22 protein-coding genes are annotated in these 21,552 nt (G+C 75.0%); 15 read left to right on the forward strand and 7 right to left on the reverse strand.

The window, feature by feature from the left end:
• Positions 1–72 precede the first annotated feature (72 nt).
• The 3 genes from fbaA to LY71_RS23635 all read left to right on the forward strand — a co-directional run bounded on the left by fbaA (position 73) and on the right by LY71_RS23635 (position 1,821).
• The gene (gene fbaA, locus LY71_RS22050) at positions 73–1,107 is read left to right on the forward strand and encodes a class II fructose-bisphosphate aldolase (RefSeq protein ID WP_106281867.1); all 1,035 of its coding nucleotides are present in this window, start codon (positions 73–75) and stop codon (positions 1,105–1,107) included.
• Positions 1,107–1,514, forward strand: coding sequence for a DUF3151 domain-containing protein (locus LY71_RS22055; RefSeq protein ID WP_106281869.1), 408 nt, complete (start codon positions 1,107–1,109; stop codon positions 1,512–1,514). The genes fbaA and LY71_RS22055 overlap by 1 nt, the downstream gene beginning before the upstream one ends.
• Before the next feature lie 163 nt (positions 1,515–1,677).
• On the forward strand, positions 1,678–1,821 hold the full coding sequence (locus LY71_RS23635) for a GPGG-motif small membrane protein (protein WP_170121441.1): 144 nt from the start codon (positions 1,678–1,680) through the stop codon (positions 1,819–1,821).
• A gap of 41 nt (positions 1,822–1,862) precedes the next feature.
• Here the strand turns inward: LY71_RS23635 and LY71_RS22060 are convergent, their stop codons facing one another.
• The 3 genes from LY71_RS22060 to LY71_RS22070 all read right to left on the reverse strand — a co-directional run bounded on the left by LY71_RS22060 (position 1,863) and on the right by LY71_RS22070 (position 4,398).
• The gene (locus LY71_RS22060; protein WP_106281871.1) at positions 1,863–2,663 is read right to left on the reverse strand and encodes an ATP-binding cassette domain-containing protein; all 801 of its coding nucleotides are present in this window, start codon (positions 2,661–2,663) and stop codon (positions 1,863–1,865) included.
• Entirely contained in the window at positions 2,660–3,706 is a 1,047-nt protein-coding gene (locus LY71_RS22065; RefSeq protein ID WP_245888232.1) for an ABC transporter permease, read from the reverse strand. The genes LY71_RS22060 and LY71_RS22065 overlap by 4 nt, the downstream gene beginning before the upstream one ends.
• 77 nt (positions 3,707–3,783) lie before the next feature.
• On the reverse strand, positions 3,784–4,398 hold the full coding sequence (locus LY71_RS22070) for a hypothetical protein (protein ID WP_106281909.1): 615 nt from the start codon (positions 4,396–4,398) through the stop codon (positions 3,784–3,786).
• Between the two features lie 67 nt (positions 4,399–4,465).
• Here LY71_RS22070 and LY71_RS22075 point away from each other — a divergent pair, with 67 nt between their 5' ends.
• Positions 4,466–5,755 carry an adenylosuccinate synthase gene (locus LY71_RS22075; protein ID WP_106281910.1) on the forward strand — a complete coding sequence of 430 codons (1,290 nt, stop codon included), beginning with the start codon at positions 4,466–4,468 and terminating at the stop codon, positions 5,753–5,755.
• 16 nt (positions 5,756–5,771) lie between these two features.
• On the opposite strand, the gene LY71_RS22080 is transcribed toward LY71_RS22075, so the two are convergent.
• Positions 5,772–6,806 carry a glycerophosphodiester phosphodiesterase family protein gene (locus tag LY71_RS22080; protein ID WP_106281875.1) on the reverse strand — a complete coding sequence of 345 codons (1,035 nt, stop codon included), beginning with the start codon at positions 6,804–6,806 and terminating at the stop codon, positions 5,772–5,774.
• A gap of 105 nt (positions 6,807–6,911) precedes the next feature.
• On the opposite strand from LY71_RS22080, the gene rsgA reads away from it, so the two are divergent.
• Positions 6,912–7,943 carry a ribosome small subunit-dependent GTPase A gene (gene rsgA, locus LY71_RS22085; RefSeq protein WP_106281877.1) on the forward strand — a complete coding sequence of 344 codons (1,032 nt, stop codon included), beginning with the start codon at positions 6,912–6,914 and terminating at the stop codon, positions 7,941–7,943.
• Between the two features lie 38 nt (positions 7,944–7,981).
• On the forward strand, positions 7,982–9,244 hold the full coding sequence (gene purD / locus LY71_RS22090; protein ID WP_106281879.1) for a phosphoribosylamine--glycine ligase: 1,263 nt from the start codon (positions 7,982–7,984) through the stop codon (positions 9,242–9,244).
• A gap of 92 nt (positions 9,245–9,336) precedes the next feature.
• Here the strand turns inward: purD and LY71_RS22095 are convergent, their stop codons facing one another.
• Positions 9,337–10,758 carry an AI-2E family transporter gene (locus LY71_RS22095; RefSeq protein WP_106281881.1) on the reverse strand — a complete coding sequence of 474 codons (1,422 nt, stop codon included), beginning with the start codon at positions 10,756–10,758 and terminating at the stop codon, positions 9,337–9,339.
• A 104-nt stretch (positions 10,759–10,862) separates the two neighbouring features.
• On the opposite strand from LY71_RS22095, the gene purB reads away from it, so the two are divergent.
• From purB to LY71_RS22135, 8 genes are all read left to right on the forward strand, one after another.
• Complete coding sequence (gene purB / locus LY71_RS22100) at positions 10,863–12,170, forward strand: adenylosuccinate lyase (RefSeq protein ID WP_106281883.1); 1,308 nt, start codon at positions 10,863–10,865, stop codon at positions 12,168–12,170.
• Positions 12,167–13,027, forward strand: coding sequence for a phosphoribosylaminoimidazolesuccinocarboxamide synthase (locus LY71_RS22105; RefSeq protein ID WP_106281885.1), 861 nt, complete (start codon positions 12,167–12,169; stop codon positions 13,025–13,027). Before purB ends, LY71_RS22105 begins: the two co-directional genes overlap by 4 nt.
• A complete protein-coding gene (locus LY71_RS22110; RefSeq protein WP_211297487.1) occupies positions 13,027–13,788 on the forward strand; it encodes an alpha/beta fold hydrolase in 762 nt (253 codons plus the stop codon). Before LY71_RS22105 ends, LY71_RS22110 begins: the two co-directional genes overlap by 1 nt.
• A 118-nt stretch (positions 13,789–13,906) precedes the next feature.
• Positions 13,907–14,785, forward strand: a complete 879-nt coding sequence (locus LY71_RS22115) for a DUF559 domain-containing protein (RefSeq protein ID WP_106281887.1) — start codon at positions 13,907–13,909, stop codon at positions 14,783–14,785.
• A 128-nt stretch (positions 14,786–14,913) separates the two neighbouring features.
• Positions 14,914–15,153 (forward strand): phosphoribosylformylglycinamidine synthase subunit PurS, encoded by a 240-nt coding sequence (purS, locus tag LY71_RS22120; RefSeq protein ID WP_106281914.1) that lies wholly within the window; start codon positions 14,914–14,916, stop codon positions 15,151–15,153.
• 11 nt (positions 15,154–15,164) lie between these two features.
• Positions 15,165–15,836 carry a phosphoribosylformylglycinamidine synthase subunit PurQ gene (purQ, locus tag LY71_RS22125; RefSeq protein ID WP_106281889.1) on the forward strand — a complete coding sequence of 224 codons (672 nt, stop codon included), beginning with the start codon at positions 15,165–15,167 and terminating at the stop codon, positions 15,834–15,836.
• On the forward strand, positions 15,833–18,166 hold the full coding sequence (gene purL / locus LY71_RS22130; protein ID WP_245888235.1) for a phosphoribosylformylglycinamidine synthase subunit PurL: 2,334 nt from the start codon (positions 15,833–15,835) through the stop codon (positions 18,164–18,166). The genes purQ and purL overlap by 4 nt, the downstream gene beginning before the upstream one ends.
• Complete coding sequence (locus LY71_RS22135) at positions 18,166–18,549, forward strand: sterol carrier family protein (protein ID WP_106281891.1); 384 nt, start codon at positions 18,166–18,168, stop codon at positions 18,547–18,549. Before purL ends, LY71_RS22135 begins: the two co-directional genes overlap by 1 nt.
• Before the next feature lie 71 nt (positions 18,550–18,620).
• Here LY71_RS22135 and LY71_RS23640 read toward each other — a convergent pair whose 3' ends face one another.
• Positions 18,621–18,767, reverse strand: a complete 147-nt coding sequence (locus LY71_RS23640; RefSeq protein WP_169064708.1) for an MFS transporter small subunit — start codon at positions 18,765–18,767, stop codon at positions 18,621–18,623.
• Complete coding sequence (locus LY71_RS22140) at positions 18,764–20,182, reverse strand: OFA family MFS transporter (RefSeq protein ID WP_211297488.1); 1,419 nt, start codon at positions 20,180–20,182, stop codon at positions 18,764–18,766. The genes LY71_RS23640 and LY71_RS22140 overlap by 4 nt, the downstream gene beginning before the upstream one ends.
• A gap of 185 nt (positions 20,183–20,367) precedes the next feature.
• Here LY71_RS22140 and LY71_RS22145 point away from each other — a divergent pair, with 185 nt between their 5' ends.
• Complete coding sequence (locus LY71_RS22145) at positions 20,368–21,453, forward strand: S-(hydroxymethyl)mycothiol dehydrogenase (RefSeq protein ID WP_106281895.1); 1,086 nt, start codon at positions 20,368–20,370, stop codon at positions 21,451–21,453.
• The last annotated feature ends 99 nt before the right edge of the window (positions 21,454–21,552 follow it).

Genomic DNA, 21,552 nt, shown 5'->3' on the forward strand with positions numbered 1-21,552 from the left:
CCCGCTGTCGGCGCGACCCCCGCAGGTGGGATGCTGACCGGCGACCAGCGCCGATCGACGAGGAGAGCCCGCATGCCCATCGCGACCCCCGAGGTCTACGCCGACATGATCAGCCGGGCGAAGGAGAGCGGCTTCGCCTACCCGGCGATCAACTGCACCTCGTCGGAGACGGTCAACGCGGCGCTGCGCGGCTTCGCCGACGCCGGCAGCGACGGGATCATCCAGTTCTCGACCGGTGGCGCGGAGTTCGGCTCGGGCACCCGGGTGAAGGACATGGTCACCGGCGCGGTCGCGCTGGCCGAGTTCGCGCACGTCGTCGCCGAGAAGTACCCGGTGAACGTCGCGCTGCACACCGACCACTGCCCCAAGGACAAGCTGGACGCCTACGTCCGCCCGCTCATCGCGCTGTCGAAGGACCGCGTCGACGCCGGCCAGGCGCCGCTGTTCCAGTCGCACATGTGGGACGGCTCGGCCATCGACCTCGACGAGAACCTGCAGATCGCCGAGGAGCTCATCGAGAAGTGCGCCGCGGCCAAGATCGTGCTCGAGCTGGAGATCGGCGTCGTCGGCGGCGAGGAGGACGGCGTCAGCCACGACATCAACGACAAGCTCTACACCGCCCCCGGCGACTTCGTGGCCACCGCCAAGGCCCTCGGCCTGGGTGAGAAGGGCATCTACCTGCTCGCCGCCACCTTCGGCAACGTGCACGGCGTCTACAAGCCCGGCAACGTCAAGCTGCGCCCGGAGATCCTCCAGCAGGGCCAGGAGGTCGTCACCTCCGAGCTCGGCCTGCCCGAGGGCAGCAAGCCGTTCAACTTCGTCTTCCACGGCGGCTCGGGCTCGGCGCAGTCGGAGATCCGCGAGGCGCTGTCCTACGGCGTGGTGAAGATGAACGTCGACACCGACACCCAGTACGCCTTCACCCGGCCGATCGCCGGTCACATGTTCAGCAACTACGACGGCGTGCTCAAGGTCGACGGCGAGGTCGGCAACAAGAAGACCTACGACCCGCGCACCTACATGAAGCTCGCCGAGACGAACATGGCCGCCCGCGTCGTCGAGGCCTGCGAGGACCTGCTGTCGGCCGGCCAGTCGCAGGGGGCCTGATGACCCACTCGCACCACAACCTGCTCGGCGAGCCCCCGGCCACGCTGCTGCCCGGCGACCCCGACGCGGAGGCGGCACTCGCGGCGGGCGCCGACCCCGCCGGGGTCGCCGCGGGGCACCCCCGCGCCAGCGCGGCGTGGGCGGCGCTGGCCGAGGGCGCGCTCGACGGCGGCCGCACCATCGAGGCCTACGCCTACGCCCGCACCGGCTACCACCGCGGCCTCGACGCGCTGCGGAAGAACGGCTGGAAGGGCTACGGCCCGGTGCCGTGGTCGCACGAGCCCAACCGGGGCTTCCTGCGCTGCGTCACCGTCCTGGCGCGCGCGGCCGGGTCGATCGGCGAGGTCGACGAGCAGCAGCGGTGCACCCAGCTGCTGCGCGACTGCGATCCGTCCCTCGTGCCCTGACCCGACCCGATCCGCGGCGGCCGCCGTCCCCCTCCGGGACGGCGGCCGCCGTCGTGTCCGGCCCGTCCCCCGTCCGGGCGACGATCCGGTGGCCCCCGGCGCTGGTCAGGGCCACACTCCAGAGTCCCGGGCGTCCTGTCCGGGCCGTCCTCGGAGGTCGCTCGTGGCCACACTGCTCTGGATCCTCGCCGTCGTCCTGGTCGTCGCCGGCATCCTCGCCATCGTCCGCCGGCAACTGCTCTGGGGGATCGTGCTGATCATCGTCGGGCTGGCGGTCGGGCCCGGCGGCGTCAGCATCTTCACCTGACCCGTCGTCGGGCCCGTGCACCCGCCCCCGGGTGCACGGGCTCAGCGCTCGCCCAGCTCCGGGTGCAGCTCGTGCAGGCGGGTGGTGAGCGCGGTGAGCTCCTCGCCGCCGGCCATCAGCCGGGTCAGGTCGTCGGAGTCGACGTCGGCGCGGGTGAGGTCGCCGGCCACCTGCCCGCGCGCGAGCAGCAGGTAGCGGTCGCCGACCAGGTGCGCGTAGCGCGGGTTGTGCGTCACCAGGACGACGGCCAGCCCCTCCGCCCGTGCCCGCAGCACCGCCTGCCCCACGAGCGTCTGCTGGGCGATCGTCATCGGCGCGGTCGGCTCGTCGAGGACCAGCGCGCGGGCACCGAAGTGCAGCGCCCGCGCGATGGCCAGGCTCTGCCGCTCGCCCGCGCGCAGGGAGTTGGCCGGCTGGTCGGGGTCGACCCCGGTCACCCCGACCCGCTCCAGCGCCCGCACGGCCGTCTCACGTGCCGCGCCGACGTCGAGCCGGCGCAGCGGCCACCTGCCCCGCGTGGGCTCGGCACCCAGCACGAGGTTGCGCCACACCGACAGCAGCGGCGCGACGGCGAGGTCCTGCCAGACCGTGGCGATCCCGGCGGCCCGCGCGGCCCGGGGGCTGCCGAAGCGCACCGGCACGCCGTCGAGCAGCAGCTCGCCCTCGTCGTGGGGCGTCAGCCCGGACAGCACCGACACCAGCGTCGACTTGCCCGACCCGTTCTCCCCGAGCACGCAGGTGATCCGGCCGCCGTCCAGGGAGACGCCGACGCGGTGCAGCGCGGCCACGCTGCCGAACCGCACGGTCAGGCCGCGCAGCTCCAGCACCGGTGGGGCGCTCACGAGCGTGGCGCGGCGCGCAGCCGCCCCCGCACCCCGCCGCTGACCATCAGCGCCACCAGCAGCAGGACGCCGAGCAGCGCCTGCGACCAGCGCGGGTCCCACCCGGAGAGCTCCACGCCGCGGCGGGCGACGGCGTAGAGCAGCGCGCCCACCGCGGCGCCGGCCATCGACCCGTGGCCGCCGGTGATCAGGCAGCCGCCGATGACGGCGACCACCACGAAGTCGATCGCGGTGGCCAGCGCGGGCGTGGCGGCCACGCTGGCGACGGGCACCAGGGTCAGCGTGCCGATCAGCCAGGCCGCGGCGGCGGTGAGCGCGTAGAGGGTGATCGTCGTGCGGGCCACCGGCACGCCCAGCTCGCGGGCCGCCCGGCGGGCACCGCCCATCGCCAGCACCTGGTTGCCGAACCGGGTCCGCCACAGCAGCCAGCCGGCGCCGATGGTCAGCACGGCCCACCACAGCAGCGAGACGGCAAAGACTCCGCCGCCGGCCTCCGCCGTCGACCCGAACAGGGCGGCCGCGGACCTCCAGCCCGGCGCCTCGTCCAGGCCGGTGACCCGCGGCGCCCCGGCCAGCAGCGGCATCCCGGCCAGCGTGGTGCCCTGCAGCACCAGCGCCGTGGCCAGGGTGACCAGGAAGCTCGGCAGCCCGGTGCGGACGACCAGCCAGCCGTTGAGCACGCCCACCGCCAGCGCCGCCGCCAGCGAGACGCCCAGCGCCGCCCAGATGTCCCACTCGCCCGGCCCGGCGAGCACCCCGGTGAGGACGGCGGTGGAGACCGCGAGCGTGCCGATGGACAGGTCGAAGTGGCCGCCGGCGAGCAGGAGCCCCACGGCCACGGCGCCGATGCCGAGCAGCGCCGCCACGTCGAGCACCCCGGCCAGGCCGCCGGCGCTGAGCAGCCCGGGCGCGCGCAGGCCGAACAGCACGACGACGACCGCCAGGCCCGCCACCGAGACCAGGCTGGGCCGGGCCAGCAGCCGGTCGAGCAGCCGCCGACGCGGTGGTGCCCCGCGGGTGGAGAGCAGGCGGCCGGCGGTCACCGGCACGGCACCCCGGACGGGTTCGGGCGCAGGGGGACCTCCTCGGCTCGGTGCCCAGTGTCCACGACCGGGGTCCCTCAGGGCACCAGCCGCCAGCGCACGCGGTCGTCGGCGTACCAGGTCCAGCGGGTGACCGGCCGGGCGTACGGGACACCGTCGCGCGTGACCTGCGCGGGGTCGCTGGCCAGCTGCAGCGCCCGGCCGGTGCTGCGCCGCGGCGGGCGCAGGAGCACGGTGGAGACGGCCACGCGGAGGGTGTCGACGGCCCGCCAGTCGGGCCGGACGTCGATCCGCGCGACCTCGCCGTCGGCCACCCTCGCGTCGTCGTGGTGGGCCTGCACCCCCAGCCGCGCGGCGAGCGCCAGCCGGCCGCGCTCGGCGGCCTCGTAGCGGCCGTGCTGCAGCAGCACCCCGCCGTGGTCGTCACGCACCAGCGACAGCTCCCGCTCCCCGCCGGTGCCGATGCCCAGGTCGCGCGCCAGGCCGCGGGAGGAGGAGTCGTCGGCGGGCTCCCAGGAGACCGGCACCGCGGCGGTGCGGCCGGCGCCGTGCAGCGCCGCCAGCACCGCGGCCAGCGCCGGCACGGGCCCGCGGACGAGCAGCGACCCGGCCCCGGCGGCCTCGGCGACCGCGGCCCGGTCGGGCGCCTGACCGGGCTCCAGACCGCGCAGGTCGAACTCGACGAGGGACATGCCGATACCCTGCCACTCGACCGGCCGGGCCACGTCCGGCGTCGACGACGAAGGGGTGCGCCACCCGATGCCGGCAGTCGTGCTGATCGGTGCCCAGTGGGGCGACGAGGGCAAGGGCAAGGCCACCGACCTCCTCGGCGGCCGCGTCCCCTACGTCGTCCGCTACCAGGGCGGCAACAACGCCGGGCACACCGTGATCACCCCCGACGGAGAGCGCTACGCGCTGCACCTGATCCCGTCGGGGATCCTCACGCCCGGGTGCACGCCGGTCATCGGCAACGGCGTGGTCGTCGACCCGCAGGTGCTCATCGGCGAGCTGGCCGGGCTCGAGGAGCGCGGCGTGGACACCTCGCGGCTGGTGATCTCGGCCGACGCGCACCTGATCATGCCGCACCACCGGGCGCTGGACCGGGTCACCGAGCGGTTCCTCGGCAAGCGCAAGATCGGCACCACCGGCCGGGGCATCGGCCCCGCCTACGGCGACAAGGTGGCGCGCACCGGCATCCGGGTGGCCGACCTGCTCGACCTGTCGATCCTGCGCCAGAAGCTCGAGGGCACGCTGGTCGAGAAGAACCAGGTCCTGGTCAAGGTCTACAACCGCAGGGCCATCGACGTCGACGAGGTGGTCGAGGAGTACGCCGGTTACGCCGAGCAGCTGCGCGACCGCATCGCCGACACCCGGCTGCTGCTCGCCGGCGCGCTCGACGCGGGCGAGTGGGTGCTGCTGGAGGGCTCGCAGGGCACCCTGCTCGACGTCGACCACGGCACCTATCCGTTCGTGACCTCGTCGAACCCGACGGCGGGCGGCGCGTCGACCGGCAGCGGGATCGGCCCCACCCGCATCTCGCGGGTGGTCGGCATCCTCAAGGCGTACACGACGCGCGTGGGCTCGGGGCCGTTCCCGACCGAGCTGTTCGACGCCAACGGCGAGTACCTGCGCAAGCAGGGCGGCGAGGTCGGCGTGACGACCGGCCGCGACCGCCGCTGCGGCTGGTTCGACGCCGTCGTCGCCCGCTACGCCAGCCGGGTCAACGGGATCACCGACTACTTCCTCACCAAGCTCGACGTGCTGTCGGGTCTGGAGACGGTGCCGGTCTGCGTGGCCTACGACGTCGACGGCGTCCGGCACGACGAGATGCCGATGACGCAGACCGGCTTCCACCACGCCCGGCCGGTGTACGAGGAGCTGCCGGGCTGGTCCGAGGACATCCGGCACTGCCGCACCTTCGACCAGCTGCCGGCGAACGCGCAGGCCTACGTCCGCCGGGTCGAGGAGCTCTCCGGCGCGCGGGTCAGCGTGATCGGCGTGGGGCCCGGCCGCGACGAGAACGTCGTCGTCCACGACCTGCTGGACTGACGGACCCGCTGGTGCCCTACGCGGCGGCGGGCTCGGTGCGGGTCAGCTCGGTGCGGGCGGCCACCGCGACGTCGGGGTTGTCGGTGATGACGCCGTCGACGCCGAGCGCGAGCAGCAGGCGCGCCTCGCCCTGCAGGTCGCCGATGCCGGCCGGGTCGTCGCCGATCCGCAGGTGGCGCGGCAGGAAGGCGTTCTCCGCGGCCAGCGACCACGGCACCACCAGCAGGCCGGCGGAGTGTGCGCGGCTGACCAGGTCCGAGACGCCGGTCAGCGTGCCCTCGGCGTCGCGCAGCAGGATGCGGTCGCGGCTGGGCGCGATGCCCTGGGCGTAGGTGGACACCGCCCGCAGGCCGGCGTTGGTGAGCAGCGAGTCGTCGGACGGGCAGACGTCGACCAGCTGGAACATCGTCGGGCCGTCGTCGCCGAGGTCGGCCCGCAGCCGGCGCAGCGCCGCGACGTCGAAGGACTGGACGACGACGGTGCCGTCGGGGCCGGTGGCGTCCAGGCGCCGCAGCTCCGCGGCGACCAGCTCGGTCATCGGCTGGCCGCGCTCGGCCGACCAGCTGGGCTTCTTCAGCTCGGCCAGCACGCGCACCTGCCGCTGCGGGGTGGAGCGGCGGCGCGCCAGCTCCACAACCTCCTCCAGCGTGAGGATCCCGTACTGCCCGTCGTAGGCGGTGTTGGTCGGGCGCAGCCCGGGGAAGCGCTCGACGGCGCGCAGCGTGCGGAGCTCGGCGAGGGTGAAGTCCTCGGCGAACCAGCCGACGCGCTTCTTGCGGCCCACCCGGCGGGTGGTGCACCGGTCGGCGAACTCGGGCCGGGTGGCGACGTCGGTCGTGCGCGACAGCTCGTTCTCGTGGCGCGCGACGAGCGCGCCGTCCTTCGAGACGACGATGTCGGGCTCGATGAGGTCGGCGCCCATGTCGATGGCCAGCTCGTAGCTGGCGATCGTGTGCTCGGGGCGGTACGCGCAGGCACCACGGTGCCCGACGACGACCGCGCGGGGGAGACGGGCCGCTGCGTGAGTCGCGAGCGACTCGGTCGCGTGCATGCCACCTAGAACACCCGACCGAGGTGTCGGGATGGCGAACGACGGCTGGCGAGTCGCTGAGAAATGGGAGGACGGCGCGCTGACCTGCGGGCCACCATCCGGGGCGTGACGCATCTCTCCTCCATCGGCTGGTCGGCCGACCTCTCGGACCACCTGCCGCCCGGCAGCGAGCCCGCCCGCGTGGCCCGGGTCGACCGGGGCCGGCTGACCGTGCTGACCGCGGACGGCGAGCGGCGGGTGCACCCGGCGGCCGCGCTGCACGACCCCGACGGCGTGGCCGCACCGGCGGTCGGCGACTGGGTGGCGCTGCGCGGCGAGCTCGCCGTCGCCCTCCTCCCGCGGCGCTCGGCGTTCACCCGCACCGTCGCCGGGCGGACGTCGGCGGCGCAGGTGGTCGCCGCCAACCTCGACCTGGTGCTGGTCGTCGACGCGCTGGCCGGACCGACCCGTGCCCGCCGCGTGGAGCGCTACCTCGCGGTGGCGTGGGGCAGCGGCGCGACCCCGGTCGTCGTGCTCACCAAGGCCGACCTGTGCGACGACGTCGCGGCGGCCGTGGCGGAGGTGGCCGAGGAGGCGATCGGCGTGCAGGTGGTCGCGGTCAGCGCGCACACCGGTGAGGGCGTGGACGAGGTGCGGGCGCTGCTCGGGCCGGGGCGCACCGCGGCGATGGTCGGCCCGTCCGGCGTCGGGAAGTCCTCACTGGCCAACGCGCTGGCCGGGCGGGAGGTGGCGCCCACCCGCGAGGTGCGCGCCGCCGACGGCCGCGGCCGGCACACCACGACCGCGCGCGAGCTGCACGTGCTGCCCGGCGGCGGCCTACTGGTGGACACCCCCGGCATGCGCGAGCTGGGCCTCTACGACGACGAGGGCGTCGACACCGCCTACGCCGACGTCGCCGAGCTCGCCGCCGGCTGCCGATACCGCGACTGCGCCCACCTCACCGAGCCCGGCTGCGCGGTCGCGGCCGCCATCGACGACGGCCGGCTCGACCCCGCGCGGCTGCTGGGCTGGCGCAAGCTGCAGGCCGAGGCGCACCGGCAGCTGCTGCGCGCCGACGCCCGGGCCCGGGCCGCCGAGCACGCGCGGGTCAAGGCGCTGCACCGGGCGATGCGGACGCAGCCCAACCGGGTGCGCTAGACGGGCGGGCGGGGAACGGATCGGTAGGGTCGCCGTCCGTGCGCGTGCTCGTCGTCGGCTCCGGTGCCCGGGAGCACGCCCTGTGCGTGGCTCTGTCCTCCGACCCCGCGGTCGCCGCGCTGGCCTGCGCGCCGGGCAACGCCGGCACCGCGCGGATCGCCGAGGCCGCGCCGGTCGACGTCACCGACCCGGTCGCCATCGCCGCGCTGGCCACCGGGTGGGGCGCCGACCTGGTCGTCGTCGGCCCGGAGGTGCCGCTGGTGGCCGGTGCCGCCGACGCCGTCCGCGAGGCGGGGATCGCCTGCTTCGGCCCGTCCGCGGAGGCGGCGCAGATCGAGGGCAGCAAGTCCTTCGCCAAGCACGTGATGGCCGCCGCCGGGGTGCCGACCGCCCGCTCCTGGCCGGTGGGCGGACCGGCCGAGCTGGAGACGGCGCTGTCGGAGTCCGGCGCGCCGTACGTGGTCAAGGACGACGGGCTGGCCGCCGGCAAGGGCGTCGTCGTCACGACCGACCGGGACGCCGCCGTCGCCCACGGGCGGGCGGTGCTCGACGCCGGCGGGGCGGTGCTCGTGGAGGAGTTCCTCGACGGGCCGGAGGTCTCGCTGTTCGCCGTCACCGACGGGACGACGGTGCTGCCGCTGCTGCCCGCCCAGGACCACAAGCGGCGCGACGACGGCGACGCCGGTCCCAACACCGGCGGGATGGGGGCCTACGCGCCGCTGCCCTGGGCGCCGCCCGGGCTGGTGGACGACGTGCTGGCGACCGTGCTGCAGCCGACGGTGGACGAGATGCGCCGCCGGGGCGAGCCGTTCAGCGGGCTGCTCTACGCCGGGCTGGCGCTGACCTCGCGGGGTGTGCGGGTGGTGGAGTTCAACGCCCGCTTCGGCGACCCCGAGACCGAGGTGGTGCTGCCGCTGCTGGAGACCCCGCTGGCCGGGCTGCTGCACGCCGCGGCGACCGGCACGCTCGCCGACCACCCGCCGCTGCGGTGGCGCCCGGGTGCGGCGGTGACCGTCGTCGTCGCGGCGTCCGGCTACCCCGAGACGCCGCGCACCGGGGACCCGGTGACCGGCGCCGACGGCGAGGGCGTGCTGCACGCGGGCACCGCGGTGGACGCCGAGGGGACGGTCCGCTCGGCCGGCGGGCGGGTGCTCGCGGTGACCGCGACCGGCCCCGACCTCGCCGCCGCGCGGCAGGCGGCCTACGAGCGGGTGGCCGCCGTCCGGCTGGCCGGCGCGCACTGGCGCAGCGACGTCGCGCTGGCCGCCGTCGAGGGACGGATCGCCGTCCCGGAGGCGTAGGCGGCGTCCTCCCTCACCGCAGGGTGTCCTACCCGGCCGCCCACCGTCGGGTGGGACGCGCGACGATCAGGTCACCTGATCGTCGCCGCCCCTCAGCTCCGGACGCCCACCGCCGGACGGGCCTGCTCGGGACGCGGCTCCGGCGGGCGCGGCCCCTCGTGCCGGCGCGACAGGTAGGTGCCGGCCACGTTGGTGCAGGCCACCACCGGCACCGCGATCAGCGCGCCGAAGATGCCGGCGACGAGCAGGCCGGCGGCGATCGCGAGGACGACGGCCAGCGGGTGCACGTGCACCGCCTTGCCGAGCAGCAGCGGCTGCAGGACGTGCCCCTCCAGCTGCATGACCAGCACCACGATCGCCAGCGCGATCAGCGCCTTGATCGGGCCGACGGCCACCAGCGCGACCAGCACGGCCACCGACCCGGCCAGGAACGACCCGATGATCGGGATGAAGGCGCCGAGGAAGACCAGCGCCGCCAGCGGCACCACCAGCGGGACGCCGAGGACGGCCAGCCCGATGCCGATGCCGACCGCGTCGACGAGCGCGACGGCGACGGTGGCCCGCACGTAGGAGATCAGCGTGCGCCACGACCGGCGGGCGGCCTCGTCGACGTAGGCGCGGGCGTCGCGCGGGAACAGGCCGACCAGCCACAGCCAGATGGACCGGCCGTCCTTGAGGAAGAAGAACAGCGTGAACAGCGCGAGGGCGACCCCGGTGAAGACCTCGCCGACGGTGGTGGCGGTGGTGATCGCCCCCGAGGCGAGCTCCTCCTGGTTCCCGGCGACGAATCCCTGGAACGCGGTGAGGGCCTCGTCGATCTGCCGCTGGCTGACCGGGAAGGTCTCGACGACGAAGTCGCGGATCTGGTCGAGGCCCTGGTTGACCTGGTCGGCGAGGTCGGTGAAGCCGGCGGTGACCTGCTGGACGACCAGCGTGATGATCCCCGCGACCACCCCCAGCCCGACCAGCAGCATGAGCAGGGCGGCCAGCGAGCGCGGCCACCCGTGCCGGATGAGCGCGGCCGCCCCCGGCTGCAGCAGCGCGGCCAGGAGCAGCGCCACGAGCACCGGGACGATGACCACCGCGACGTAGGCGGCCACGTAGAGCAGCACGTACAGGCCGGCGAGGACGGCGATCACCCGCCAGGACCAGGCGGCGGCGGTGCGCAGGCCGCCGGGGACGGTGGCCTCGCCGTGCGGCACGTCGCGCCCGGGCCCGAGCAGCCGGCGCCCGCGCTCGGCGGGACGGTGCGGGCGGCCGCCCTCGGGAGGCCCGCTGACGCCGCCGGGCCCCAGCGGCCCGTCGAGGTCGGGGGCGTCGGCCGCGGGGCTGCCGAGGGGCTGGTCGCCGTCGCCGTCGCTCTCGCCGTCGTCCTCCGGCGGCAGCGGCTCGTCGTCGTGCACGAGGATCGCCCGGTCGTCGTCGCGCTCGGGCCAGGCGTGCGGGTCGTGCTCGGCCGCGGCGCGGATGCGCTCGCGCGCCCGGGCGACCAGGTGGGTGGACCGTCGCAGCATCGTGGTCCTCCGCGGGGTGGGTGGGGCCCGTTCTCGATCACGCTAGCGCTGCGGGAGGATGCCCCCGTGCTTCCACGAGCTGACCGGGTGCGGGCGGTACCCGCGTGATCGACCGCTACACGCTCCCCGAGATGGGCCGGGTCTGGAGCGACGAGCACAAGTACGAGCTGTGGTGCCGCGTGGAGACGCTGGTGCTGGAGGCGCACGCCGCGGCCGGGCGGGTGCCGGCCGACGTCGTCGAGCCGGTGCGCAGCGCGCCGCCGCCGACGCCGCAGCGCGTGGCCGAGATCGAGGAGACGACGCAGCACGACGTCATCGCCTTCCTCACCGCGTGGGCCGACAACACCGAGCCCCGGTCGGCCGCCGCGTACGTGCACCACGGCATGACCTCGTCGGACCTGCTGGACACCGCGCTCGCCGTCCAGCTCACCGAGGCCACCGACGTGCTGCTGGCCAAGGCCGACCGGCTGGTGGCGGCGCTGCGCGACCACGGGCTGGCCCACCGCGACACGATCCGGGTCGGCCGCACCCACGGCGTGCACGCCGAGCCCGACGTGTGGGGTCACCGGGTGGCCGACCTCGCCTTCGCGACGGCCCGGTCCCGCGCCCGGCTGCGGGCGGCGCGCGAGCGGGTCGGCGTCGTCGCCATCTCCGGCGCCGTCGGCACGTACTCGCTCATCGACCCGTCGGTCGAGGTCGCCGTGGCGCAGGCGCTGGACCTCGCGCCCGCCGACGCCTCCACCCAGGTGGTCATCCGCGACTCGATCAGCGAGTGGGTGGCGGCGCTGGCGGTCATCGCGACCGTGTGCGAGGCGGTCGCGCTCGAGGTGCGGCACGGGCAGCGCACCGAGGTGCGGGAGCTCTCGGAGGCCTTCGGCTCCGGCCAGAAGGGCTCCAGCGCGATGCCGCACAAGAAGAACCCGATCCGCTCCGAGCGCATCGCCGGGCTGGCGCGGGTGGTGCGCGCCGCCGTCGTCCCGGTGATGGAGGGCATCCCGCTGTGGCACGAGCGCGACATCTCGCACTCGTCCACCGAGCGCGTCTTCCTGCCCGACGCCGCGATCACCACCGACTACCTGCTGCACCTGACCACCGGGCTCGTGGAGAACCTGGTCGTCGACGTCGAGCGGATGCGCGCCAACCTCGACTCCACCGGCGGGCTGATCTACACCTCCGCCGTCCTGCTGGAGCTGGTGGAGGGCGGGCTCTCCCGCGAGGACGCCTACGCGCTGGTGCAGACGGCGGCGATGGAGACCTGGAACAGCGGCACGCCCTTCCGCGAGACCCTCCGCGCCCGCGCCGCGTCCTCCGGCGTGACGCTGGACGAGGCGCGGCTGGACGCGATCTGCCGGCCCGAGGGCTACGTGCGGCAATTGGGTCCGCTGTTCGACCGGCTGGCCGCGCTGTCGTGACGCTCGACCTGCCCCTCCTCGCGCGCGGCAAGGTGCGCGAGGTCTACGACGCCGGCGGCGACCGGCTGCTGCTGGTGGCCTCCGACCGCATCTCGGCCTACGACCACGTGCTGCCCACCCCGATCCCGGACAAGGGGCGGGTGCTCACCCAGCTGTCGGTGTGGTGGTTCGAGCAGCTCGCGCCGGTGCTGGCGTCGTCCGGCGCGACGCACCACCTGGTGTCGGCCACCGACGTGCCGGCGTCCGTGGCCGGGCGGGCGATGCTCGTGCGGCGGCTGGAGATGCTGCCGGTCGAGTGCGTGGCCCGCGGCTACCTGTCGGGCTCGGGGACGGCCGAGTACCAGCGGACCGGGTCCATCCGCGACGTCCCGCTGCCGGCCGGCCTGGTCGAGGGGTCGCAGCTGCCCGAGCCGGTGTTCACGCCGTCGACCAAGGCGGAGGCCGGCGAGCACGACGAGCCGATCGACTTCGCCCGCGTGGTCTCTCTCGTCGGCGCGGCACGGGCCGAGGAGCTGCGCGAGCTCACGCTGGCGCTGTACCGGCAGGGGGCGGAGATCGCCCGCGGCGCCGGCATCGTGCTGGCCGACACCAAGTTCGAGTTCGGGCTCTCCGGGGGTGCCCTCGTGCTCGGCGACGAGGTGCTCACCCCCGACTCGTCGCGGTTCTGGCCGGCGTCGTCGTGGTCGCCGGGCGCGGCGCAGCCGTCGTTCGACAAGCAGTACGTCCGCGACTGGCTGACCTCCTCGGGCTGGGACCGCGTCTCGCCGCCGCCGGAGCTCCCGGACGACGTCGTCGCCGCCACGCGCGAGCGCTACGTGGCCGCCTACGAGCAGCTCACCGGCACTGCCTTCCGCTGATGAGCACACGACCCGGCCTGGCCCTCCGCTCCGGCGGCTCCGGCGGCGACCTGCTCCTGCTGCTGCACGGGCTGGGCGCCACCGGTGCGGTCTGGGACCGGCTGCTGCCGCTCGTCGAGCGCGACTGGCCCGGTGCCTGGGCGGTGCCCGACCTGCGCGGGCACGGCCGCTCGCCCGCCGAGCCGCCCTACGGCTACGGGGTCCACGCCGCCGACGTCGCTGCCCTGGCGGCCGGCGCCTCCCGGGTGACCGTGCTGGGCCACTCCTTCGGCGGGGTCGTCGGCGCGGCGCTGGCCGGCGGCTGGTACGGCGTCGAGGTGGCCCGCGTCGTCGCGCTGGGCGTGAAGATCGACTGGACGGACGACGAGGTCGCCCGGGCCCGCGCGATGGCCGCCCGCCCGCCGCAGGTGTTCGCCAGCGCCGCCGAGGCCGCCGAGCGGCACCTGCGCCTGGCCGGGTTGACGGGCCTGGTGGCGCCCGAGGACCCGGTGGCGCTGGCCGGTGTGCGCGAGGTCCCCGACGGCGGGTTCGCCGTCGCGTTCGACCCGCGCGCGTTCGGCGCCGTCGGGCCCCCGGTCGAGGAGGTGCTGTCGCGGGCGGTGGCGCCGCTGCGGCTGGCGGCGGGGTCGGCCGACCCGATGGTGGGCGCCGACGCGATGCGGCGGGTCGACCCGGACGCGGTGGTCGTCGAGGGCGCCGGGCACAACGCGCACTGGGAGGCCCCCGAGGCGGTCTGGCGCCTGCTCGTCTCCGGGTTCTGACGCGCGAGATCGCCGCTCTCGTGGCCATCGGGTGCTGATCGCCACGAGAGCGCCGATCTCGCGGCGGACCTGTGGACGGCATCAGCGCGACGGCGGCCCGCTCGGCCACAGTGCGCGGGTGCCGACCCGCCGCGTCCGCTGCCGCCTGACCGGCCCGGCGACGAGGGCCGACGCGCTGGCCGCGGGCATCCGCGACTGGCAGCTGCGCCACGCGGGTGTCGACCGCCTCTCCCGGGACACCTACCTGCCGCGCGCACTGTCCGGCGAGATCGGCTCCCGGCTGGCGGCGGTGCTGCTGACCGCGCCACCGGGGGCGGTGGCCAGTCACCTGACCGCGGCCGTGCTGTGGGGCCTGGAGGTGCCGCTCGTCGACCGGGCGGACCGACGCGTCGACGTCACGGTGCCGATGACGTCGCGCGCCGGGAGCCGACGGGACCGGCGGGTCCACCGGACCCCGCTGCCGGACGGGGACACCACGCAGCTGGGCGCCGTGCCCGTCACCACCCCGGAGCGCACCTGGCGGGACCTCGCCGGGGTGCTGCAGCCGGCCCCGCTCCTGGCGGTCACCGACCAGCTGCTCGCGCGCGGGTGCCGTCGTCCCGACCTCGAGGCCGCTCTGGTCGGACGTCCCACCGGCCGGGGGTCGGCGCGGGCCCGGGCCGTGCTGCCGGTCGCCGACCCGCGGGCCGAGTCGCCGATGGAGTCGGTGCTGCGGTGGCTGGTCCACGCGGCGGGGCTGCCCGCGCCGGCACTGCAGCACGTGGTGCGCGACGCGGCGGGGAGGTTCCTCGGGCGCGCCGACCTCGCCTGCCCCGACCGCAGGCTGCTCGTCGAGTTCGACGGCGACGTGCACCGCGAGCGGGACGTCTTCGTCGACGACGCCCGCCGGCAGAACCGCCTGGTCGCTGCCGGCTGGACGGTCCTCCGGTTCACCTCGGCGGACGTCCTCGGCCACCCGGACGACGTCGTCACCGGGATCCGCCGCGCCCTCCGCTGATGAGATCGGCGCTCTCGTGGCGATGAGCGCCTGATGGCCACGAGAGCGCCGATCTCGCGGGGAGGAGCGGGACGGGTGCTCGGCGGCGGCGGGAGGTGACCTCGGCCACCCCGGTACGCTCGGGAGCCGTGCCGCAGGTGGTCGTCGACGTCGTGCTCAAGCCGGAGATCTCCGACCCCCAGGGGCAGGCGGTGCTCGGCGCGCTCGGCCGGCTGGGCCACACCCAGGTGACCGGCGTCCGCCAGGGCAAGCACTTCGTCCTCGACGTCGAGGGCACCGTCGACGAGGCCGACCTGAGGCAGATCGCCGAGACGCTGCTGGCCAACCCGGTCATCGAGGACGTCGAGCTGCACCTCCCCACCGACTGAGAGAGACCGCCGTGCGCATCGGTGTCATCACCTTCCCGGGCTCCCTGGACGACGTCGACGCCGCCCGCGCGGTGCGGCTGGCGGGCGGGGAGCCGGTCACCCTCTGGCACGCGTCGCACGACCTCGCCGACGTCGACGCCGTCGTCCTGCCCGGTGGCTTCTCCTACGGCGACTACCTGCGCGCCGGCGCCATCGCCGCCCGGGCGCCGCTGATGCGCGAGGTCGTCGACCGGGCCCGCCAGGGCATGCCGGTGCTCGGCATCTGCAACGGCTTCCAGGTGCTCTGCGAGGCCGGGCTGCTGCCCGGCGCGCTCACCCGCAACAGCCACCTGCACTTCCGCAACCGCGACCAGCGGCTGCGCATCGAGCGGGCCGACACCGCGTGGACGTCGGCCTACGCCGAGGGCCAGGAGATCGTCGTCCCGGTGAAGAACGGCGAGGGCCGCTACGTCGCGTCGCCGGCCGAGCTCGAGCGGCTGGAGGGCGAGGGACGGGTCGCCGTCCGCTACGTCGGCGGCAACCCCAACGGCAGCCTGCGCGACGTCGCCGGCGTCACCAGCGAGGACGGCCGGGTGGTCGGGCTGATGCCGCACCCCGAGCACGCCGTCGAGGACCTCACCGGCCCGAGCACCGACGGCCTGGGCTTCTTCACCAGCGTCCTGAAGGCGGTCGTCGCAGCGTGAGCGCAGGCCTGTCCGACCTCGACACCGGGCCCGGCCCGCTGTCGCACCGGCTCGACACCGTCGCGCTCGCCGAGAGCACCTCCGACGTCGAGCAGCCCTACGCGGAGCTGGGGCTCAAGAGCGACGAGTACGCCCGCATCCGCGACATCCTCGGCCGCCGGCCCACCACCGCCGAGCTGGCCATGTACTCGGTGATGTGGAGCGAGCACTGCTCCTACAAGAGCTCGAAGGTGCACCTGCGGCAGTTCGGCGACCTGCCGCGCAGCGAGCACCTGCTCGTCGGCATCGGCGAGAACGCCGGCGTGGTCGACGTCGGGGACGGCTACGCGGTCACCTTCAAGGTCGAGTCGCACAACCACCCGAGCTACGTCGAGCCCTACCAGGGTGCGGCCACCGGCGTCGGCGGCATCGTCCGCGACATCCTCACCATGGGCGCCCGCCCGGTCGCGGTCATGGACTCGCTGCGCTTCGGCCGCGCCGACGCCCCCGACACCGCCCGCGTGCTGCCCGGCGTGGTCGCCGGCGTCGGCGGCTACGGCAACTGCCTGGGCCTGCCCAACATCGGCGGCGAGCTGCTCTTCGACGAGTGCTACGCCGGCAACCCGCTGGTCAACGCGCTGTGCGTCGGCGTGATGCGGCACGAGGACGTCCGGCTGGCCAAGGCCGAGGGCGTGGGCAACAAGGTCGTGCTGTTCGGCGCGCGCACCGGCGGCGACGGCATCGGCGGGGTGTCGGTGCTGGCGTCGGAGACGTTCGACGCCGAGGGCCCGGCCAAGCGCCCGAGCGTGCAGGTCGGCGACCCGTTCACCGAGAAGCTGCTCATCGAGGCCTGCCTGGAGATCTTCGCCGCCGACCTGGTCACCGGGATCCAGGACCTCGGCGGCGCCGGGCTGTCCTGCGCCACCTCCGAGCTCGCCAGCGCCGGTACCGGCGGCATGCACGTCGACCTCGACCGCGTCCCGCTGCGCGACAGCACCCTCACGCCGGCCGAGATCCTGATGAGCGAGTCGCAGGAGCGCATGTGCGCGATCGTCGAGCCGGCGAAGGTGGCCGACTTCCTCGCCGTCTGCGAGAAGTGGGACGTGCTGGCCACCGTCATCGGTGAGGTCACCGACGGCGACCGGCTCACCGTCGACTGGCACGGCGAGCGGATCGTCGACGTCCCGCCGCGCACCGTCGCCCACGAGGGGCCGGTCTACGAGCGGCCGATGGCCCGCCCTGCCGACCTCGACGACCTGCAGGCCGACGACCCGGCCGCGCTGCCCCGCCCGGAGACGCCGGAGGAGCTCACCGCGCACTGGCTGGCCGTCGTCGCCAGCCCCGACGGCGCGGACAAGACCTGGGTCACCGAGCAGTACGACCGCTACGTCCGCGGCAACACGGTGCTCGCCCAGCCCGACGACGCCGGCGTGGTGCGCATCGACGAGCAGACGCACCGCGGCATCGCGCTCGCCCTGGACGGCAACGCCCGCTTCGCGCGGCTGGACCCCTACACCGGCGCGCAGCTCAACCTCGCCGAGGCCTACCGCAACGTGGCGGTCAGCGGCGCCCGGCCGCTGGCGGTCACCAACTGCCTGAACTTCGGCTCCCCGGAGGAGCCCGAGGTGATGTGGCAGTTCGCCGAGGCCGTCCGCGGCCTGGCCGACGCCTGCCGCGACCTCGGCCTGCCGGTCACCGGCGGCAACGTGAGCCTCTACAACCAGACCGGCGACGTCGCGATCAACCCCACGCCGGTCATCGGCGTCCTGGGCGTGCACGAGGACGTCCGCACGCGGGTGCCCACCGGCTGGCGCGCCGGGGGCGAGACCGTGCTGCTGCTCGGCGAGACCCGGCCGGAGCTCGGCGGGTCGGCCTGGGCCTCGGTCGTGCACGGCCACCTCGGTGGCCGCCCGCCGGCGGTCGACCTCGGGGCCGAACGTGCGCTCGGCGAGCTGCTCGGCGCGCTGGGCCGTGAGGGCCTGGTCACCTCGGCGCACGACCTGGCCGACGGCGGCCTCGCGCAGGCGCTGGCCGAGTCCGCGCTCCGCTACGGCACCGGCGCCACCCTGCGGCTCGGCGACGACGCCTTCACCGCGCTGTTCAGCGAGTCCGGTGCCCGCGCCGTCGTCACCACGACCGACCCGGAGGCGGTGCGGACGACGGCCGAGTGGGCCGGGGTCGCGGTCACCGAGCTGGGGACCACCGGCGGCGACGCGCTGGCGGTCGAGGGCGTCGGCGAGCTGCCGCTGGCCGAGCTGCGCGCGGCCTGGACGGCGACCCTGCCGGCGCTGTTCGGCGCGCCGGAGGCCGCGGTCGGCACCGTCCCGGCGGGCACCGTCCCCACCAGCTGATGCCCGCGCAGCAGCCGATCCCCGCCGAGGAGCTGCGCGCCGCCGTCGACCCCGCCCGCCCGTGGCTGGCCGGGGAGGCCGAGCAGCCGCCGCGGTCGGTGCTGGGCGCGGCGGTGCGGACCAGCGCCCGCTGGCTGGCCCAGCAGGTGCCCGGCCGGTCGGTGGAGCTGCGGGTGCCGCCGCACGTCGCCGTCCAGCTGGTGCCCGGGCCGCGGCACACCCGCGGGACGCCGCCGAACGTGGTGGAGACCGACGCGGCCACCTGGCTGCGGCTGGCGACGGGAGCGCTCACCTGGGCCGAGGCCGTCGCCGCCGGCGCGGTGAGCGCCAGCGGCAACCGCGCCGACCTGTCCGGGCACCTGCCGCTGCGCCCGCTGCGCTGACGGACGTGCCCCGGACGGCACAGCGCCCCGTCCGGCCGGCGGACGGGGCGCTGCACGGGGTAGAGCGGGGATCAGCCGCCGAAGAGGGCGCCGGCGGCCTTGACCGTGTTGTAGAGCCCGTAGGCCAGCGGCACCCCGACGAGGGTCCACGCGAAGGCGATGAAGGCGACCGGGGTGGTCGAGCGCTGGCCGTGGTGGTCGCTGGAGGTGTGGCTCATCGGACGGAGCTCCGTTCGGCGTCGGCACGGGCGGTGGCGGGGGTGACGGCCTTCGGCTCCCAGTACTTCTCGGCGACCGGCTTGATCAGCAGGTTGGCGACGAAGCCGACCGCGAGGAGGCCGACCATGATGAACAGCGCCGGGCGGTAGTTCGCCGCGACCAGCTGGCCGGGGGTGCCCTGGGTGTCGAGCACGCCGTTGACGATCAGCGGACCGGCCACACCGGCGGCCGCCCAGGCGGTCAGCAGCCGGCCGTGGATGGCGCCCACCTGGTAGGTGCCGAAGAGGTCGCGCAGGTAGGCCGGGACCGTGGCGAAGCCGCCGCCGTAGAAGCTGATGATGATGGCGGCGGTGAGCACGAAGATCCAGGTCGCCGTGCTGCCGAAGAGGGCCAGGACGACGTACAGGACGATCCCGACGCCCAGGTAGACCATGTAGATCGGCTTGCGGCCGATGAAGTCCGACGTCGTGGACCAGGCGAACCGCCCGCCCATGTTGAACAGGGACAGCAGGCCAACGAAGCCGGCGCCCGTCGCGGCGGCGACCGTGGAGGTCTCCCCGGTCCGGAAGAAGTCCTGGATCATCGGCGAGGCCTGCTCGAGGATGCCGATGCCCGCGGTGACGTTGCAGAACAGCACCGTCCACAGCAGCCAGAACTGCGGCGTCTTGATGGCGTTGTTGGCCGACACGTTCTCGGTGGTGACCAGCGCCTTCTTCTTGACCGAGGCCGGGTCGAAGCCCGCCGGACGCCAGTCACTGGCCGGCACCCGCACGATGAAGGCGCCGAACATCATGAAGACGGCGTACAGCGCGGCGAGGGTGAAGAACAGCGCCGCGACGGCGTCACCGTTGGGCACCGAGCTGCTGTCGCTGGGGACGTAGGTGGGGTCGTAGTAGCTCATGAGCTGGCGGGACAGGGGCGCCGCGATCAGCGCGCCGCCGCCGAAGCCCATGATCGCCATGCCGGTGGCCAGGCCGGGCCGGTCGGGGAACCACTTGATCAGCGTCGAGACCGGCGAGATGTAGCCGATGCCCAGGCCGATCCCGCCGATGACGCCGTAGCCGAGGTAGACCAGCCACAGCTGGCGGGTCTCGATGCCCAGCCCGCCGACGAGGAAGCCGGTCACCCAGAAGACGGCGGAGGTGAACATCGCCGCCCGCGGGCCGTTCTTGTCCACCCACGTGCCGAAGAGGGCCGCCGAGAGCCCGAGCATCACGATGGCGATCGAGAAGATGATCCCGATGGCGGTCAGGGTGGTGTCGAAGTGCGTGACGAGGGAGGCCTTGTAGACGCTCGTGGCGTAGGCCTGCCCGATGCACAGGTGCACGGCGAGGGCGGCCGGTGGGATCAGCCACCGGTTGAAACCGGGGCGGGCGACGATGCGCTCCCGCTGCAGGAACCCGGGTAGCGCCACGGGCTGACCTCCGCTCGGTCGGGTGCGCTCGGCACCCTCGGACACACGTGTGACGGACGTTACGGCCGGCCCTCGGGACCCGCGCGTCGGGCGGGTCGTCCCGGGACGGCCGCCCTGCATCGTTGCCCGCCATGGGATGCCGGGCAACTCGGAGCCACGGATCGGGTGACCCCTACGCTCCGGGCATGGCCTACGAGGTGAGGGGCGTCGTCGCCCGCGGCAAGGGAGCACCGGTCAGCGTGGAGACGGTCCTGGTACCCGATCCGGGTCCGGGGGAAGCGGTGGTCGACGTCCAGGCGTGCGGGGTGTGCCACACCGATCTGCACTACCGCGAGGGCGGCATCAACGACGAGTTCCCGTTCCTGCTCGGACACGAGGCCGCCGGCACCGTGGCCGCGGTCGGCGAGGGCGTGACCAACGTGGCGGTCGGGGACTTCGTGGTGCTGAACTGGCGGGCGGTGTGCGGGCAGTGCCGCGCCTGCCTCAAGGGGCAGCTGCACTACTGCTTCGCCACGCACAACGCCGCGCAGAAGATGACCCTGGCCGACGGCACCGAGCTGTCCCCGGCACTGGGGATCGGCGCGTTCGTGGAGAAGACCCTGGTGCACTCCGGGCAGTGCACCAAGGTCGACCCGCAGACGCCGGCGACGGCGGCCGGGCTGCTCGGCTGCGGCGTGATGGCCGGCGTGGGCGCGGCGATCAACACCGGTGGCGTGCAGCGCGGCGAGTCGGTGGCGGTGTTCGGCTGCGGCGGCGTCGGGGACGCCGCGATCGCCGGGGCGAAGCTGGCCGGGGCGACCACGATCGTCGCCGTCGACGTCGACGACCGGAAGCTGGAGTGGGCCCGCCAGTTCGGCGCCACGCACACCGTGAACTCCCGCTCCACCGACGCCGTCGAGGCGATCCGCGGCTACACGGGCGGGTTCGGCGTGGACGTCGCCATCGACGCCGTGGGCCGCCCGGAGGTGTTCACCCAGGCCTTCTACGCCCGTGACCTGGCCGGCCGGGTGGTGCTCGTCGGCGTGCCCACCCCGGACATGCAGCTGACCCTGCCGATGATCGAGCTGTTCGGCCGCGGCGGGGCGCTGAAGAGCTCCTGGTACGGCGACTGCCTGCCCTCCCGCGACTTCCCCATGCTCGCCGACCTGCACCGGCAGGGTCGCTTCCCGCTGGCCGAGTTCGTCACCGAGACCATCGGGCTGGACGACGTCGAGCAGGCCTTCGAGAAGATGCACCAGGGCGAGGTGCTGCGCAGCGTGGTCGTGCTCTGATGGCCGCCCGCATCGAGAAGGCCGTCGTTCCCGGGGTGTTCAGCCTCGACGGGGCCGACTTCGACGTCGACAACAACGTCTGGCTCGTCGGCGACGACG

The sequence above is a fragment of the Geodermatophilus tzadiensis genome (genome assembly GCF_003002915.1).
In the GTDB taxonomy this organism is placed as follows: Bacteria; Actinomycetota; Actinomycetes; order Mycobacteriales; family Geodermatophilaceae; genus Geodermatophilus; species Geodermatophilus tzadiensis.

Coding starts and splice junctions, on each gene's coding strand:
- fbaA (WP_106281867.1), top strand. CDS start 73: ATGCCCATCGCGACCCCCGAGGTCTACGCCGACATGATCAGCCGGGCG.
- LY71_RS22055 (WP_106281869.1), top strand. CDS start 1,107: ATGACCCACTCGCACCACAACCTGCTCGGCGAGCCCCCGGCCACGCTG.
- LY71_RS22070 (WP_106281909.1), bottom strand. CDS start 4,398: ATGTCCCTCGTCGAGTTCGACCTGCGCGGTCTGGAGCCCGGTCAGGCG.
- LY71_RS22075 (WP_106281910.1), top strand. CDS start 4,466: ATGCCGGCAGTCGTGCTGATCGGTGCCCAGTGGGGCGACGAGGGCAAG.
- LY71_RS22080 (WP_106281875.1), bottom strand. CDS start 6,806: ATGCACGCGACCGAGTCGCTCGCGACTCACGCAGCGGCCCGTCTCCCC.
- LY71_RS22095 (WP_106281881.1), bottom strand. CDS start 10,758: ATGCTGCGACGGTCCACCCACCTGGTCGCCCGGGCGCGCGAGCGCATC.
- LY71_RS22110 (WP_211297487.1), top strand. CDS start 13,027: ATGAGCACACGACCCGGCCTGGCCCTCCGCTCCGGCGGCTCCGGCGGC.
- LY71_RS22135 (WP_106281891.1), top strand. CDS start 18,166: ATGCCCGCGCAGCAGCCGATCCCCGCCGAGGAGCTGCGCGCCGCCGTC.
- LY71_RS23640 (WP_169064708.1), bottom strand. CDS start 18,767: ATGAGCCACACCTCCAGCGACCACCACGGCCAGCGCTCGACCACCCCG.
- LY71_RS22145 (WP_106281895.1), top strand. CDS start 20,368: ATGGCCTACGAGGTGAGGGGCGTCGTCGCCCGCGGCAAGGGAGCACCG.